This is a genomic window from Allobosea sp. GW823-FHT01F03 (assembly GCF_058798075.1).
In genome coordinates this window covers 596689-611572 of sequence record NZ_CM179505.1, presented here as the reverse complement: position 1 = coordinate 611572, position 14884 = coordinate 596689, and the positions used below count along the sequence as shown (strand labels likewise).

Genomic DNA, 14884 nt, shown 5'->3' with positions numbered 1-14884 from the left:
CCCCGCGCCTCTCCGGCCAGGGCTTATCATCCCATGACGCTCCCTCTCGCCTCCGGCGCCCCCGCTATCGCCACCCATGCCGAGCTCTACCGGCGCGAAATGGCGGCCAAGCGCCTGCAGACCCTGCTGGGCCTCGCGATCTTCGCCATCTGCGTCGTGCTCGCCGGGATCGGCGCCGAGGTCGACCTGAAAAAATTCGCCGAGAACGCCTGGCGCTTCCCGAAATACATTCTCGAGACCATGCCGACGCTCCGGCTCGCCACCTTCGGTGCCGATCTCAAGGAATGGTACTGGGGCATCAATGGCTGGTTGAAGCTGCTCTGGCAGACCGTGGTCATCGCCTATGTCGGCACCGTGCTCGGCGCCGTCGGGGGCTTCCTCCTCTGCTTCATCGCCGCCGGCAATCTCGGCCGCTCGACCGGGCTGCGCTGGGTCACGCGCCGCTTCCTCGAATTCTGCCGCACCGTGCCGGAGATCGTCTTCGCGCTGATCTTCGTCATCGCCTTCGGCCTCGGCCCGCTGCCGGGCGTGCTCGCCATCGCCATCCACACCATGGGCGCGATGGGCAAGCTCTTCTCCGAAGTCGTCGAGAACATCGACATGAAGCCGGTCGACGGCCTCACCGCCACGGGAGCCGGCTGGTGGCAGACCGTGCGCTTCGCCGTCGTACCGCAGGTGCTGTCGAATTTCGCGAGTTACACGCTGCTGCGCTTCGAGATCAATGTCCGCGGCGCCTCGATCATGGGCTTCGTCGGCGCAGGCGGCATCGGCCAGGACCTGATCGAGGCGATCCGTAAATTCTACTTCACCGATGTCAGCGCCATCCTGCTGCTGATCATCGTCACCGTCATGCTGATCGACTACGGCACCGAGCGTCTGCGCCACGCCTTGCTGAGCCTGGAGCATCGCCCATGAGCCTCGCCCTCTCGGCCGCCGACCGCGCTGCGCTCGCCGCCCGCCACAAGACCGCGATCGACGGCTCGCTCAAGGCGAGGATCATCACCCTCGCCGTCATCGGCGGCCTCGTCGGACTCTTCGTCTACGGGCTGAGCACGCTCGAAACCTCCTTCGCACGGTTCTTTGCCGGCTTCGCCAATCTCGGCACCTTCGTCGTGCTGATGCTGCCGCCCGATCCCGGCTCGCTCGCCCGGGCCGTCATCTTCGTGAAGGCGTTGTTCGAGACCATCGCCATCGCCTTTCTCGGCACCATCCTGGCGGCGATCCTCGCCTTCCCGCTCGGCTTCCTCGCCGCCAAGAACGTCGTCGCCAACCGCGTCGTCCACTTTTTCGCCCGTCGCTCGATGGATACGGTACGCGGCGTCGACGCGCTGATCTGGGCGCTGATCTGGGTCAATGTCGTCGGCCTCGGTCCCTTCGCCGGCATGCTCGCCATCATGACCAGCGATCTCGGCGCCTTCGGCAAACTGTTCTCGGAGGCGATCGAGGCCGCCGACCGCAAGCCTGTCGACGGTGTCGCCTCGGTCGGCGGCGGCAAGCTGCACGAGATCCGCTTCGGCCTGATCCCGCAGGTGCTGCCGGTGATCGCCAGCCAGGTGCTCTATTACATCGAGTCGAACACCCGCTCCTCGACCATCATCGGCATCGTCGGCGCCGGCGGCATCGGCCTCTACCTCGCCGAGACAATCCGCACGCTCGAATGGCAGCAGGTCTCCTTCCTGATCCTCCTGATCCTGGCGGCGGTGACGACGATCGATTTTATCTCCGGCAAGCTGCGCCACGCCATCATCGGCAAGCGGGCGATCTGACGTTCTCCCCGTCATGGTCGGGCTTGTCCCGACCATCCACGACTTTGCTTCACTGATCGAACACGGTGTTCAGGATGTGGATGCTCGCCACAAGGGCGAGCATGACGACGACGGCCAACCCGGGCCTCACTCCCCGAAGGGCTCGACCACCATCTCCATGCGCTCGCCGGCGAAGGCGCTGTTGACGATGTGGATCGGTGTCAGGTCCGGCAGCGCGTCGAGCCCATGGGTCTGCAGCACCGCCGAGCCCGGCGCGATCGCGAGCAGCGCCGCCTCGCGCTCGGTGGCGAGCCGCGCCGCCAGCCTTGTCGAACTCCGGACATAATCGGGAATGCCGCAGGCCTTGAAGGCGGCGGTGATCGAGCCCCCGGCTTCGCGCAGGATCGCGTCGAAGCCCGGAAAACGTTCGGCGCAGAGATAGTGGATGCCGGTGCCGACCGGCGTCCCACCCGCCCGGCTCAAGGTCTCGATCGCCCAGAGCGGCGTACCCTCGGCTAGCCCCAGCATCGCGCAATGCTGCGCTTCGCCGGCGACGATCTCGGCCGCCAGCACCGAACTCGACACGGCGATGCCGGCGGCGCCGAAATTGGTGCGCATGCTGACCCGGCGGCCGAGCCGGTAGGGAAAGCGCGGCGCGGTCACCTGCGTACCGCGGCCGCGCGACACCGTGACGAGGCCGCATTCGGCGAGATGGCGAAAAGCCTGCCGCACGGTGTGGCGGTGCACGCCATAGTGCTCGGCGAGCGCCACCGAGGCCGGCAGCGTATCGCCCGGCCGATAATCGCCCTGCTCGATCGACGTCGCCAGCGCATCGGCGATCCGCCGCCAAGCCGTGCCGGCCTCGCCGGCCATAGTCTCGGAAACCGTATCCGTCATGAAAGTTTCATTTGAAATGTATAGACCTTTCTCGGGTTCAGATCCATGATAGTCTAGACATTAGAGATTGGCGAGAGGCCGCACCGGATGACTCAAACCGCAACACGGCAGCACTGGATGGCCGTGCTGGCCCGCGCCTCGCGCTGCGAGATCGAGGCGTTGCTGGCGCAGGCCGGGCCGCAGCCCGAACACGAAGTCCTCAAAGCGCCCGAAACCGGCACCGTCATGGTCGAAGGTCGCGCCGGTGGTGCCGGGCGGCGCTTCAATCTCGGCGAGGCGACGGTGACGCGCTGCGTCGTCCGCCTGGGCGGCGGCAGGATGGGCTTTTCCTATGCCCTCGGCCGCGATGCCGGCAAGGCGCGGCTGGCGGCGATCACCGACGCGCTGCTCCAGGACGAGACCGAGGCCGGCCCGCTGCGGCAGGGCGTCGGCGCGCTGGCCGAAAAGCAGCAGGCGGCGCGCGAACTCGCCTCGCGCAAGGCTGCCGCCACCAAGGTCGATTTCTTCACGCTGGTCCGGGGCGGCTGATGGCTACGAACGAAACCCTGCTCGGCGCCGGCTTCTCGGACCCGGTTTTCCAATCGCAGGCAGCTTTCCGGGCCCTGCTGGCGGCGCTTTCCGAGCCCGGCCAGGCCCGTGAGCTCGCCATCGCCGTCGAGCCGCCGGCCGGACTGCAACGCGCCACGGCCCTCGCGCTGCTGACGCTCGCCGATTACGAGACGCCGATCTGGCTGCCAGCTGCCCTGCGCGACGGGCCGGCGGGCGCCTGGCTGCGCTTCCATTGCGGCGCCGCTCTCGTCGAGGATCCGGCAAGCGCCGCCTTCGCCGTCATCGACGGCGCGATGCCCGAGCCCAAGCTTGCCGTCTTCAACCCCGGCGACGACCAGTTTCCCGACCGCTCGACCACGGTGATCGTGCAATGCGCTGCGCTCACCGGCGGAGAGACGGTGACGCTCGAAGGCCCGGGCATCGCCGGGACCCGCAAGATCGCGCCCTCCGGCCTGCGCCCCGGCTTCTGGGCCGAACTCGCCGCCAATGCCGCGCTCTACCCCTGCGGTGTCGACCTCATCCTGAGCCATGGCGCGTATCTCATCGGCCTGCCGCGCTCGACGCAAATCCTGGAGACCCGCTGATGCCCCGCCGGGAGCTTTACTGATGTATGTCGCGGTCAAGGGCGGCGAAGCCGCCATCCTCGCCACCCATGATCTCGTCGCCGAAGCCCGCCGCGGCGACGAGAGCGTGCCGGAAATCGCAGTCGCCCAGATCCGCGAGCAAATGGGTCTCGCCTGCGGTCGCGTGATGAACGAAGGCTCGCTCTACGATCCCGATCTCGCGGCGCTGGCGCTGAAGCAGGCGCAGGGCGACGCGATCGAGGCCGCCTTCCTGATGCGCGCCTACCGCACCACGCTGCCGCGCTTCGGCTCCTCCGAGCCGCTCGATACCGCCAAGATGGCGATCCGTCGCCGCGTCTCGGCGACCTACAAGGATCTGCCCGGCGGCCAGGTGCTCGGCCCGACCTATGACTACACCCACCGGCTCTTCGATTTTGCCCTGATGGACGAGGCGGCTCCGGGCGACGTGCAGGCCCGTCCGGCTGCGCAGCCGCTCGACGCCTCGATGCCCCGCGTGCCCGACATTCTCGGCGCCGAGGGGCTGATGGAGGAGGAAGCGCCGCCGGAAGGCGATCCGCGGCCCTTCGATCTCACCCGCGAGCCGGTCTCCTTCCCGGCCGAGCGCGATGTCCGACTACAGGCGATGGCACGCGGCGACGAGGGCTTCCTGCTCGGCCTCGGCTATTCCGTGCAACGCGGTTTTGGCAACAGCCACCCCTTCGTCGGTGAGGTCCGGGTCGGCGAGGTCTGCGTCGAATTCGTGCCGGAGGAGCTCGGCTTCGCCGTCGATCTCGGCGAGATCACCTTGACCGAATGCCAGATGGTCAACCAGTTCGCCGGCTCGAAGGACGTCCCGCCGCAGTTCACCCGCGGCTACGGGCTCGCCTTCGGCCATAGCGAGCGCAAGGCGATGTCGATGTCGCTGGTCGACCGGGCGCTGAAGGCGCGCGAATTCGGCGAGGCGGCGACCTATCCGGCGCAGCAGGACGAATTCGTGCTCTACCACTCCGACAATGTCGAGGCGGCCGGCTTCGTCGAGCATCTCAAGCTGCCGCACTATGTCGATTTCCAGGGCGAGCTCGAACTGATCCGCCGCATTCGCAGGGAGCGGCAGGAGCGCCAAGACAAGCACGCCGATCAGGCGAATGAAGCGCTGCCGGAGGCCGCGGAATGAACGCGCATCAGAGCGTCGGCGAAGACAACAAGCCGGCTTACAATTACGCCTATCTCGACGAGCAGACCAAGCGGATGATCCGGCGGGCCCTGCTCAAGGCGGTCGCGATCCCCGGCTACCAGGTGCCGTTCGGCTCGCGCGAAATGCCGCTCGCCCGCGGCTGGGGCACTGGCGGCATCCAGGTCACCGCCGCGATCATCGGCCCCGACGACCGGCTCAAGGTGATCGATCAGGGCGCCGACGACACCACCAACGCCGTCTCGATCCGCCGCTTCTTCGAGCGCACCGCCGATGCGCGCACCACCGAGGCGACCGACGAGGCGACGATCATCCAGACCCGCCACCGCATCCCGGAAGCGCCGCTGAAGAGCGGCCAGATCATGGTCTACCAGGTGCCGCAGCCCGAGCCGCTGAGGAAGCTCGAGCCGCACGAGGCCGAGACGCGCAAGATGCACGCCTGGGCCGAATACGGGCTGATGCAGGTCAAGCTCTACGAGAACATCGCCCGCTTCGGCGAGGTCACGACGACCTATGACTATCCGGTCATGGTCAATGGCCGCTATGTCATGGCGCCCTCGCCGATCCCGAAATTCGACAATCCGAAGATGCAGATGTCGCCGGCGCTGCAGCTCTTCGGTGCCGGGCGCGAGAAGCGCATCTATGCGGTACCGCCGCATACCAGCGTGCGCAGCCTCGATTTCGAGGACCACCCCTTCCGCATCCAGAGCTGGGAGCAGCCTTGCGGGCTCTGCGGCGCCGCCGATTCCTATCTCGACGAGGTGGTGATCGACGACCAGGGCGGGCGCATGTTCGTCTGCTCCGACAGCCATCATTGCGAGACGCGGCGGGCGGAAGGCCATCGCGGCGCCATGCTCGCCGACGCCTCGGCGCTGCATCTGGTCGAAGACGAGGCCAAGTCATGAACATTCAGGTCAATCCGCAGCAACTCGCACTCGATCCGGCCCCGCTGCTCTCGGTCGCCGGCGTCTCCCGCTTCTATGGCGAGCGCATCGGCTGCGCCGATGTCTCCTTCGATCTCTGGCCGGGCGAGGTGCTCGGCATCGTCGGCGAATCCGGTTCCGGCAAATCGACCCTGCTGCGCTGCCTCGCCGGCATCGACAAGCCCGACGCGGGCGAGGTGCTCTTTCGCGGCGGTACCGAACCGCTCGACATCTATTCGGTCGCCGAGCAGGAGCGGCGCCGGCTGATGCGCACCGCCTGGGGCATCGTCCATCAGAATCCGCGCGACGGCTTGCGCATGGACGTCTCGGCCGGCGGCAATGTCGGCGAGCGCCTGATGGACAATGGCGCGCGCCATTACGGCAAGATCCGCGAGACCGCGCTCGACTGGCTGCAGCGTGTCGAGATCGCCGCCGGCCGCATCGACGACCGGCCGCGCCAGTTCTCCGGCGGCATGCAGCAGCGCCTGCAGATCGCCCGCGTGCTGGTCTCCGAGCCGAAGCTCGTCTTCATGGACGAGCCGACCGGCGGCCTCGACGTCTCGGTCCAGGCGCGACTGCTCGACCTCCTGCGCGTGCTGGTGCGCGATCTCGGCCTCGCCGCGATCATCGTCACCCACGACCTCGCCGTGGCGCGCCTGCTCACCGACCGACTGATGGTGATGAAGGATGGCCGCGTCGTCGAGCAGGGCCTAACCGACCAGGTCCTCGACGATCCCCACCACGCCTACACCCAGCTCCTGACATCCGCGGTGCTAACGGTATGAGCCTCTCGTCGCACTCGCTCCCGTCATGGTCGGGCTTGCCCCGACCATCCACGTCTTCGTTCTTCAAGAGCGGCGTTCAAGACGTGGATGCTCGCCACAAGGGCGAGCATGACGGTGGGAGCTTCGTCACATCCGCGTCACCGCGCCGGCACAAGGCACTGATCCCATGACCACGATGATCCAGGTCGAGAACGTCGCCAAGGAATTCACCCTGCACAATCAGGGCGGAGTGCGCCTTCCCGTGTTCGACAATGTCAACTTCTCGGTCGCGGCCGGCGAGGCGCTGGTCCTGGCCGGTGCCTCCGGCGCCGGCAAATCGAGCCTGCTGCGCATCCTCTACGGCAATTATCGCCCGACCTCCGGCAGGATCGCCGTCACCCATGCCGGCCGGCCCATCGACATCGTCACCGCCGTGCCGCGCACCGTGCTCGACATCCGCCGCCGCACGCTCGGCTTCGTCTCGCAGTTCCTGCGGGTGATCCCGCGCGTCTCGGCGCTCGACATCGTTCGCGATCCCCTGCTCGCCCGCGGCGCCAGCGCCGACGAGGCGAGCGAGCGCGCCAAGGCCATGCTGGCGCGGCTCAACCTGCCGCCGCGGCTCTGGGACCTCGCGCCCGCGACCTTCTCCGGCGGCGAGCAGCAGCGCGTCAACATCGCCCGCTCCTTCGTCGACCCCTCGCCGATCATGCTGATCGACGAGCCGACCGCCTCGCTCGACGCCGGCAACCGCAATGTCGTGGTAGAACTGATCGCCGAGGCCCGTGCGCAGGGTTCGGCGATCGTCGGTATCTTCCATGACGAGGCCGTGCGAGAGGCTGTGGCGACCCGCTATCTCGACATCACCGATTTCAGGAAGGCCGCCTGATGACCACCATCCTCACCAATGCCAGGCTGATCCTCGAGAACGAGATCGTCGACGGCAGCATCGCCTTCGACGAGACCGGCATCCTCTCCGTCGATCAGGGCCGCTCCTCGCTGCCGGCCGCGATCGACGTGCAGGGCGACTATGTCGCGCCCGGCCTGGTCGAGATGCACACCGACAACATGGAAAAGCACTTCATGCCGCGCCCCAAGGTCTTCTGGCCGAACGGGCTCGCTGCGGCGCTGGTCCATGACGCGCAGATGGCGGCGTCCGGCGTCACCACGGTTTACGACGCGATCTGCGCCGGTACGCCCTTCTCGGCCAAGGATTATCGCAAGGACATCTTCGCCGATGTCATGGACGCGCTCCGGCTCGGCACCGCCGAAGGCGTCTTCCGCATCGATCACCGCATCCATATGCGTTGCGAGCTGACCAGCCCCGACCTCTTGCGCGATATCGAGCCCTATCAGGACGACGGCCTCGTCCAGCTGGTTTCGCTGATGGACCACACGCCCGGCCAGCGGCAATGGCGCAATATCGAGCATCTGCGCACCTATTCGCTCGGTACCGGCAAGACCGAGGCCGAATTCGAGGAGGATGTCGTCGTCCGCCAGCGCGAAGGCGCCGAGAATGTCAGCCGCAATTGGAGCGCCGTGGTCGAGATGTTCCGCTCCCGCGGCATCCCGATCGCGACCCATGACGATACCACGGTCGAGCATGTCGAGGCCGGCATCGCGTCGGGCGCGGTGATCTCGGAGTTCCCGACCACGGTCGAGGCCGCCGAGGCCGCCAAGCAGCGTGGCCTCGCCACCATCGCCGGGGCACCCAACGTCGTCCGCGGCGGCTCGCATTCCGGCGGCGTCTCGGTATCGGAGCTGGCGGAGAAGGGCCTGCTCGACGGGCTCTCCTCCGACTATGTCCCCGCCAGCCTGCTCCAGGCCGTGCTGAAGCTGCACGCCGCCCATGGCGTCGCCCTGCCCGAAGCGATGGGCATGGTCACCTGGAAGGTCGCCGACATTCTGGGTCTCCGGGATCGCGGCCATCTCAAGCCCGGTCTGCGCGCCGATCTGCTGCGCTTCCGGACGCTCGGCGCGACGCCGGTGCTCAACGCCGTCTGGTCGAAGGGCGAGCGCGCGTTTTGACCACGACCCCGCCGCGCTACGCCATCTATTTCGCGCCCGCCGCCGACAGCGCCCTCTGGCGCTTCGGCAGTGGGACGTTGGGCTATGACGCCATCACCGGCAGCGAAGTGCCTAGCGCGGTACCGGCAGGTTGCGAGGCGCTGGACTGGGGGGCGCTGACGGCGGAGCCGCGCCGCTACGGCTTCCATGCGACGCTGAAGGCGCCGTTCGAGCTCTCGGACGGCCGCAGTGAAGGGGCTCTGCGCGCCTTCGCCCGCAATTATGTCGCCGGCCGCGCGCCGGTCGGGCTCAAAGGGCTCGCCGTCGACGCGCTCGGCCACTTCGTCGCCCTGACCCCGGCCGAGCCGAGCCAGGCGCTGCAGACTCTCGCCTTCGATGTCGTCCAGGCCTTCGAGCCCTTCAGGGCGCCGCTCTCGCAGGCTGATCTGGCGCGGCGGCTGCAAAGCCCGCTGACCCCGGCGCACCGGGCCTATCTCGAGGCCTACGGCTACCCCTATGTCGGCGACGCCTTCCGCTTCCACATGACCCTGACCGGCGCCTTGCCGCAGGACCTCGTCTCTCCCGTCAAGACGGCGCTCGTCGCAGCGCATGCACAGGCGGTTCCGCCCGGCGAGGTGCTGCTCGACCGGATCGCGATCTTCAAGCAGGCCGATCGCACCAGCCGCTTCACCCTGCTCGACGCCCTGCCTTTCGGCTGAAGCACGAGCCGCGGCGTGTCAGACTGGCTCGGCCGAGGCGCGCAGCAAGCCCAGGAGATCGGCCGCGCCTTCGGCGATCGTCCGGTCGTTGACGATCCGCCGCAGCTCGGCGCGCTCGGTCGTCAGCGGCGCCTCGCGGGACAGCCGGGCCGCGATATCGGCCTCGCTCTCGCGCCCGCGCGCCGCGAGCCGCTTCGCCAGAATAGCCGCCGGCGCGGTGATCTCGACCACGACGACACGCTCCGCCAGGGCCTCCGCCGCACGGATCGCACCGCGCGAGATGTTTGCGATCACCACCTGCCCCATGGCGAGGCCGGCGAGCTCGCGCACCGGGATGCCGTAATCCAGGCCATGGGCGGCCCAGCTCAGGGCGAGCTCGCCGCGCGCCCGGGCGGTCACGAAACCGGCTTCGTCGCAGCTGTCATGGTCCTCCGCCCCGGCGAGCGCCGGGCGGGTGATCAGGCGGCGCGCGAAGCGGAAGCGCCGATCATCGGCGAGCGCGCGGCGGGCAGCGTCCATCAGCGCATCCTTGCCGGCCCCGGACGGGCCGACCACCAGCACCAGCACGCCGGCCAGGGCCGGCGCCGCGATCATCGTTTCAGCAGAGGAATGTGTCATGGTGGCCAAGAAGCTCGGACTTGAACCGGTGATCGACCCCACCGCCAGGGTGCGGCAGGCGGTGCTCGGCCGCTATACCGAGATCGGCGCCCGCACCGCCTTCGCCGAGTCCAGCCTCGGCGACTACTCCTATGTCGTGAACGACGCGGATGTCATTTACACGACAATCGGCAAGTTCTGCTCGATCGCCGCCCATACCCGCATCAACCCGGGCAACCACCCGATGCAGCGGGCGAGCCAGTCGCATTTCAGCTATCGCTCATCGGCCTATTTCGACGATGCGCAGGACGATGCCGACTTCTTCGCCTGGCGGCGCTCGACCCCGGTCACGATCGGCCACGATGTCTGGATCGGCCACGGCGCCATCGTCCTGCCGGGCCGCAGCATCGGCACGGGCGCGGTGGTCGCCGGTGGCGCGATCGTCACCAAGGACGTGCCGGACTACAGCATCGTCGCCGGCAACCCGGCCCGCATCATCCGCCGGCGCTTCCCGGAGGCGATCGCCGAGCGGCTCAAGGCGCTCGCCTGGTGGGATTGGGAGCATGCGCGCTTACGCGCCGCGCTCGCCGACTTCCGGGCGCTCGGCGTCGAAGCCTTCCTGGAGAAATACGAGGGCTGACGGCAAGCGCGCGTCATGCTCGGGCCTGACCCGAGCATCTCCCGCAAGAGATTCTCGGGCCCACGCTTCGCTTCGCCCGAGAATGACGAAGCAGTTCAGGCCTTCGCCTTGGCCTTCTTCGCGCGCTCGACCGCCTCGAGGATCAGTTCCTTGGCCTTGGCGGCGTCGCCCCAGCCGGTGAACTTCACCCATTTGCCGGGCTCGAGATCCTTGTAGTGCTCGAAGAAGTGCTGGATCTGGTCGAGCGTGATCTTCGGCAGGTCCGTGTAGTTGTGGACGTTCTCGTAGCGCCTGGTCAGCTTCGGCACCGGCACGGCGATGATCTTCTCGTCGCCGCCGCCCTCGTCCTCCATCATCATCACGCCGATCGGGCGGACCGCGATGTAGGATCCCGGCACCAGCGGGCGGGTATTGGCGACCAGCACGTCGCAGGGATCGCCATCCTCGGAGAGCGTGTGCGGGATGAAGCCGTAATTCCCAGGATAGCGCATCGGCGTATAGAGGAAGCGGTCGACGAAGAGCGTGCCGGCCTCCTTGTCCATCTCGTATTTGATCGGTTCGCCGCCGATCGCGACCTCGATCACGACATTGACTTCGTCGGGGGGATTCTTGCCGATGGAGATGGCGTCGAGGCGCATGAACGAGACCTGTCTATGGACGATACTGGCGCGCCTTATGCCGGCTCGCGCCGCAAAGGCCAAGTCCGACCTTCTGCCCAATCGTCATCCCCGCCCTGCGGTAGGCACGGCTCGCCCGGATTTGCGCGCGAGCGCCGGCGCTGGTATCGGGCCAGCATGGAAGAGAGCATGACGAGATGCTGAACCGCTTGCGGCGGGACGAGGACCGCTATGCCAGGCGCATGGCACGAATCGCGCGCTGGGACCGCCCGCTCGGCGGCCGGGTCGACCGGCTGCGCGCCTGGGCCAACATGCTGCTGGTCGACCATGGCATCTTCCGGCTCGCCTATCTCAACGCCCACCGTGTCACGCCGCGGCTCTGGCGTGCGGCACAGCCGGCACCAGGCGATATCGCCTGGTTCGCCCGACAGGGGGTGCGCACCATCGTCAATCTGCGCGGCGGGCGCGAGCACGGCTCCTGGCAGCTCCAGCGCGAGGCCTGCGAGCGCCACGGCGTCGCCCTGATCGACTTCGTGCTGCGCTCGCGCGGCGCCCCCGATCGCCAGACCATCCTGTCGGCACCGCAATTCTTCGATGAGCTTGCCCTGCCCGCACTGGTGCACTGCAAGTCCGGCGCCGACCGGGCCGGCTTCTTCGCGGCGCTCTATCTGCTGGTCCATGAGAAGCGCCCGCTGAAGGAGGCCATGGCCGCGCTCTCCTTCCGCTACGGCCATTTCCGCTTCGCCAAGACCGGCATCCTCGACACCTTCTTCGAGGCCTATGAGCGCGAAGGCGAAGCCAAGGGCATCGCCTTCCTCGACTGGGTCGCCAATCACTACGATCCCGAACGCCTGGAGCGCGAGTTCAGGCCGGGCTTCCTGTCCTCGCTGCTCGCCGACCGGCTGATCCGGCGCGAATAGCCGGGCCGGCTGCTCAGATCCGGGAGCCTTGCGGCAGCGCCTTGGCAGCCCCACCGCCGCCGAAGCCGGTCCAGGTCAGACAGGCATGGGCGCACATCCGCAGCAGCGACATCGCGCCGATCGCGCACAGCATCGCCAGCGACAATTTGCCGAACCAGGCGATCAGCGCCAGCGTCGCGACCAGGGCGACGGCATTGATCATCATCGGATGCTGCGGGTCGCGCGACAGCGTCCCGATCTCGTTCAGCGGCGCGACCAGCGCAATGCCGACATAGAACAGCGTCAGGATCGACAGCACCGTCCCGATGCCGTGCCATTGCGTCTCCTCGAGCCAGGGATCGAGAAGGAGCACGAAAGCGGCCGCGCTTGCGAACAGGGCGAAGGCGGCGACGATCAGCCCGCCGGTCAGGATCCGGGCCCAGCGCCGACGCGCCGGCCCCTGCCGGCTGCGCAGGCTGCTCATCGCCAGCGGCAGGGTGACCGCGCCGAACATCTGCGTCGGGACATCGAGCAGGCGCATCGCCAGCGCGACATGCGCGGCGAAGACCGGATCGGAGGAGAAGGGCAGCGCAAGCAGCGGCGCGACAGAGAAGCCGAAGGAGAGCAGGGCCGAAGGCAGCAGCAGGCGCGGCGCCGCGCTCCATTGCCGGACCGAGCGCCGCAGCTCGTGCACCGACCACTCGGCCTGCAGCGCCAGCCGCTGGAAAGCGAAGCGACGGCGCCAGCCGAGATAGCCGGCCGAAACGGCATGACCGATCGCATCGGCGGCGAAGAGGGCCAGCGAGGACGCGCCGAAGGGCAGGATCAGAGCCAGCATCGCGCCGGGCTGGATCACGGCCTGAAGCAGGCCGGCATTGCCGAGCGCCCGGAAATCGCCTTCCGCCGTGGCTTCCGCCGTCGCCAGCCGGATCGCCGCCCGGCCCGCGAGCGAGAACACGAAGAGCGCTGCATGGCCGGCCAGGACGAGGCCCAGCGCCGAGGACGCGATCGCCGCGAGCCCGACCAGCGCGAGGAAGCCGACGCCCGTCACGACCGAAAGCCGGAAGGCCCGTCCCAGCCGGTCGGGGTCGCTGTTCTGGAAGAACACGGTCTCGAAACGCAGCAGCGCCGCGATCGAGAGAAAATTGGCGAGGGCGGAGTAGATCGCGAACTCGGCGAAGGCCTGGGGCGGGCAGAGCAGCGCTGCGATCAGCAGCCCCCAGACGGAGAGGAAGCGCGCCTGGACATAGCGCAGCGCGAGCAGGATTCCGGCGGCGATGCCGCCGCCCGGACGCAGCGAGCGCAGCGCGCCCTGAGCCAGCTCGGGGCGCACTGCCGACAAGGGCGCCAGAGCTCGCTCCAAAGTCGCCTGCGCAGCCATTCCAAGCGCCTCTGTCGGGATTTCGGGGGTGGTCCCCGCCGCCTTCCCGGGTCTTTCGGCGGCCTTGCGAGAACGGGGCGAGAGCCGTTGTGCCGCTCTGCGCATACCGTGCCGCAACGTCGACAGTGCGCTCACGTGGTTAACAGATCCTTGACGAAACCCGCGCGGCAGACCGGCAGGGGCTCCATCTGGGCACCGGGCATGGCGAGAAGATGGCGAGCGCTGCCCCTTGGTTAGGCACCCACCCCAAGGGCAGGCGCCTCTTCGCGGCCCAGCGTCGTGACCTCCATCGCCTCAGACGAAGTCGCGCTGCAGCGCTTCGAAGCGGGCGACCTGGTCGGCGAGCAGCGCGCGTTGCTCGTCGCGGCGGACGAAGACCTTGAACATCGCCTCGCCGGCGCCGTTGAAGAACTGCACCGAGCAGGAGCGCCGGCCATGGAACTGCCGGTCGACCAGCGCGATCCTGGTGCAATTGCCGGCCTTGATGTGCCCGCCGATCGGGCTGTCGCCATGGATGTTGTAATAGCCGTGACCGAAGGAGCCGACCGGGAGCGAGCCCTCGCATTCGAGCACGATGTCCGGCGTGTGCACGATGAACAGCACGGAGCCCCAACTCGAGAGCTCCAGCCAGAGCGCCTCGAAACGCTCGGCCGGGATGAAGCGGCGCTGCTCTTCCGGCGCCGCCTCGAGCACGGCGAGCGTCGACACGCCGACCTCGCGGGCGATCGCCTCGATGACACCGTCCGGCTTGGCGGCGAGCGCCTGCCTGGCGCGTTCCATGGGGTCGGTGACCGGCGGTTCCTGGCCTGCCGGAGCAAGCGCCTGCGAGATCGGCATGTCCGCCCTCCCCCTTATTCCGCCGCCTGGCGCGGCAGATGCGGGTTGCGCTCGCTCAGCACGGTCTCGAAGCCCTCGAACTCGGGATGACCGAGATAGATCGGCGTCGGGCGCGGCTGGCCGGCACTGCGATGCGATTCGCGGAACTGCTCGGACTTGGTCCAGGCCATGAAATCCTCCTTCGAGGCCCAGGTGGTGTGCGAGGAATAGAGGGTGTGATCCTCCTTCTCCGGCCCCTTGAGCAGATGGAAGGCGATGAAGCCCTTCATCTCGTCGAGCCGCGTCTTGCGCGACGACCAGATCGACTCGAACGTCGCCTCCTCCCCCTTGACGACCTTGAAGCGGTTCATGGCGATGAACATGGGTTTTCCTCGATAGGCTGACGGACAAAGACGGACGATAGGACGGCGGGCGTCGAAGCACTGCAACCGCCACGCCACACTTGACCTCTCTTAGTAAAACTGAATATCACCGTCAACAATGGCTCAGTAATTACAGTTTTTAATGATTACAAACAGAGCCTATACTTTGGAATCACCATAAACAGACGATACCGC

At 67.8% G+C, this 14884-nt stretch carries 18 protein-coding genes; 12 read left to right on the top strand and 6 right to left on the bottom strand.

Annotated features, from left to right (window positions below):
• Positions 1 to 33: 33 nt before the first annotated feature.
• Both phnE (AC3RCC_RS02930) and phnE (AC3RCC_RS02925) read left to right on the top strand, forming a co-directional pair.
• Positions 34 to 915, top strand: coding sequence for a phosphonate ABC transporter, permease protein PhnE (gene phnE / locus AC3RCC_RS02930; protein WP_492257538.1), 882 nt, complete (start codon positions 34 to 36; stop codon positions 913 to 915).
• The gene (phnE, locus tag AC3RCC_RS02925) at positions 912 to 1766 is read left to right on the top strand and encodes a phosphonate ABC transporter, permease protein PhnE (protein WP_492257537.1); all 855 of its coding nucleotides are present in this window, start codon (positions 912 to 914) and stop codon (positions 1764 to 1766) included. The genes phnE (AC3RCC_RS02930) and phnE (AC3RCC_RS02925) overlap by 4 nt, the downstream gene beginning before the upstream one ends.
• 126 nt (positions 1767 to 1892) lie before the next feature.
• Here phnE (AC3RCC_RS02925) and phnF read toward each other — a convergent pair whose 3' ends face one another.
• Positions 1893 to 2642: a phosphonate metabolism transcriptional regulator PhnF gene (gene phnF / locus AC3RCC_RS02920; RefSeq protein ID WP_492257536.1), complete on the bottom strand. Its 750-nt coding sequence runs from the start codon at positions 2640 to 2642 to the stop codon at positions 1893 to 1895.
• An 87-nt stretch (positions 2643 to 2729) separates the two neighbouring features.
• Between phnF and phnG the strand changes: the two genes are divergently transcribed.
• The 8 genes from phnG to AC3RCC_RS02880 all read left to right on the top strand — a co-directional run bounded on the left by phnG (position 2730) and on the right by AC3RCC_RS02880 (position 9356).
• Complete coding sequence (gene phnG, locus AC3RCC_RS02915) at positions 2730 to 3170, top strand: phosphonate C-P lyase system protein PhnG (RefSeq protein WP_291635643.1); 441 nt, start codon at positions 2730 to 2732, stop codon at positions 3168 to 3170.
• A complete protein-coding gene (phnH, locus tag AC3RCC_RS02910; protein WP_492257535.1) occupies positions 3170 to 3775 on the top strand; it encodes a phosphonate C-P lyase system protein PhnH in 606 nt (201 codons plus the stop codon). Before phnG ends, phnH begins: the two co-directional genes overlap by 1 nt.
• Before the next feature lie 22 nt (positions 3776 to 3797).
• A complete protein-coding gene (locus AC3RCC_RS02905; RefSeq protein ID WP_492257534.1) occupies positions 3798 to 4928 on the top strand; it encodes a carbon-phosphorus lyase complex subunit in 1131 nt (376 codons plus the stop codon).
• Positions 4925 to 5851 carry an alpha-D-ribose 1-methylphosphonate 5-phosphate C-P-lyase PhnJ gene (locus AC3RCC_RS02900; RefSeq protein WP_291635638.1) on the top strand — a complete coding sequence of 309 codons (927 nt, stop codon included), beginning with the start codon at positions 4925 to 4927 and terminating at the stop codon, positions 5849 to 5851. The genes AC3RCC_RS02905 and AC3RCC_RS02900 overlap by 4 nt, the downstream gene beginning before the upstream one ends.
• The gene (gene phnK / locus AC3RCC_RS02895) at positions 5848 to 6654 is read left to right on the top strand and encodes a phosphonate C-P lyase system protein PhnK (RefSeq protein WP_291635636.1); all 807 of its coding nucleotides are present in this window, start codon (positions 5848 to 5850) and stop codon (positions 6652 to 6654) included. The genes AC3RCC_RS02900 and phnK overlap by 4 nt, the downstream gene beginning before the upstream one ends.
• A 166-nt stretch (positions 6655 to 6820) precedes the next feature.
• Positions 6821 to 7519, top strand: coding sequence for a phosphonate C-P lyase system protein PhnL (gene phnL, locus AC3RCC_RS02890; protein WP_492257533.1), 699 nt, complete (start codon positions 6821 to 6823; stop codon positions 7517 to 7519).
• On the top strand, positions 7519 to 8658 hold the full coding sequence (locus tag AC3RCC_RS02885) for an alpha-D-ribose 1-methylphosphonate 5-triphosphate diphosphatase (protein WP_492257532.1): 1140 nt from the start codon (positions 7519 to 7521) through the stop codon (positions 8656 to 8658). The genes phnL and AC3RCC_RS02885 overlap by 1 nt, the downstream gene beginning before the upstream one ends.
• Complete coding sequence (locus AC3RCC_RS02880; RefSeq protein ID WP_492257531.1) at positions 8655 to 9356, top strand: DUF1045 domain-containing protein; 702 nt, start codon at positions 8655 to 8657, stop codon at positions 9354 to 9356. Before AC3RCC_RS02885 ends, AC3RCC_RS02880 begins: the two co-directional genes overlap by 4 nt.
• Positions 9357 to 9374: 18 nt before the next feature.
• Here the strand turns inward: AC3RCC_RS02880 and phnN are convergent, their stop codons facing one another.
• Positions 9375 to 9974: a phosphonate metabolism protein/1,5-bisphosphokinase (PRPP-forming) PhnN gene (gene phnN / locus AC3RCC_RS02875; protein WP_291635629.1), complete on the bottom strand. Its 600-nt coding sequence runs from the start codon at positions 9972 to 9974 to the stop codon at positions 9375 to 9377.
• Between phnN and AC3RCC_RS02870 the strand changes: the two genes are divergently transcribed.
• Entirely contained in the window at positions 9973 to 10593 is a 621-nt protein-coding gene (locus tag AC3RCC_RS02870) for an LbetaH domain-containing protein (RefSeq protein ID WP_291635627.1), read from the top strand. The two genes, phnN and AC3RCC_RS02870, sit on opposite strands and share 2 nt — an antisense overlap.
• A 95-nt stretch (positions 10594 to 10688) precedes the next feature.
• Here the strand turns inward: AC3RCC_RS02870 and ppa are convergent, their stop codons facing one another.
• A complete protein-coding gene (ppa, locus tag AC3RCC_RS02865) occupies positions 10689 to 11231 on the bottom strand; it encodes an inorganic diphosphatase (RefSeq protein ID WP_291645915.1) in 543 nt (180 codons plus the stop codon).
• A gap of 176 nt (positions 11232 to 11407) precedes the next feature.
• Here ppa and AC3RCC_RS02860 point away from each other — a divergent pair, with 176 nt between their 5' ends.
• Positions 11408 to 12130 carry a fused DSP-PTPase phosphatase/NAD kinase-like protein gene (locus AC3RCC_RS02860; protein ID WP_291635624.1) on the top strand — a complete coding sequence of 241 codons (723 nt, stop codon included), beginning with the start codon at positions 11408 to 11410 and terminating at the stop codon, positions 12128 to 12130.
• A gap of 13 nt (positions 12131 to 12143) precedes the next feature.
• Here AC3RCC_RS02860 and AC3RCC_RS02855 read toward each other — a convergent pair whose 3' ends face one another.
• The 3 genes from AC3RCC_RS02855 to hmuQ form a co-directional block, all read right to left on the bottom strand.
• Complete coding sequence (locus AC3RCC_RS02855) at positions 12144 to 13490, bottom strand: hypothetical protein (protein ID WP_492257530.1); 1347 nt, start codon at positions 13488 to 13490, stop codon at positions 12144 to 12146.
• Positions 13491 to 13784: 294 nt separating this feature from the next.
• Positions 13785 to 14327 carry a heme utilization cystosolic carrier protein HutX gene (hutX, locus tag AC3RCC_RS02850; protein ID WP_492257529.1) on the bottom strand — a complete coding sequence of 181 codons (543 nt, stop codon included), beginning with the start codon at positions 14325 to 14327 and terminating at the stop codon, positions 13785 to 13787.
• Between the two features lie 14 nt (positions 14328 to 14341).
• Entirely contained in the window at positions 14342 to 14689 is a 348-nt protein-coding gene (gene hmuQ / locus AC3RCC_RS02845) for a heme-degrading protein HmuQ (protein WP_492257528.1), read from the bottom strand.
• Positions 14690 to 14884: the final 195 nt, after the last annotated feature.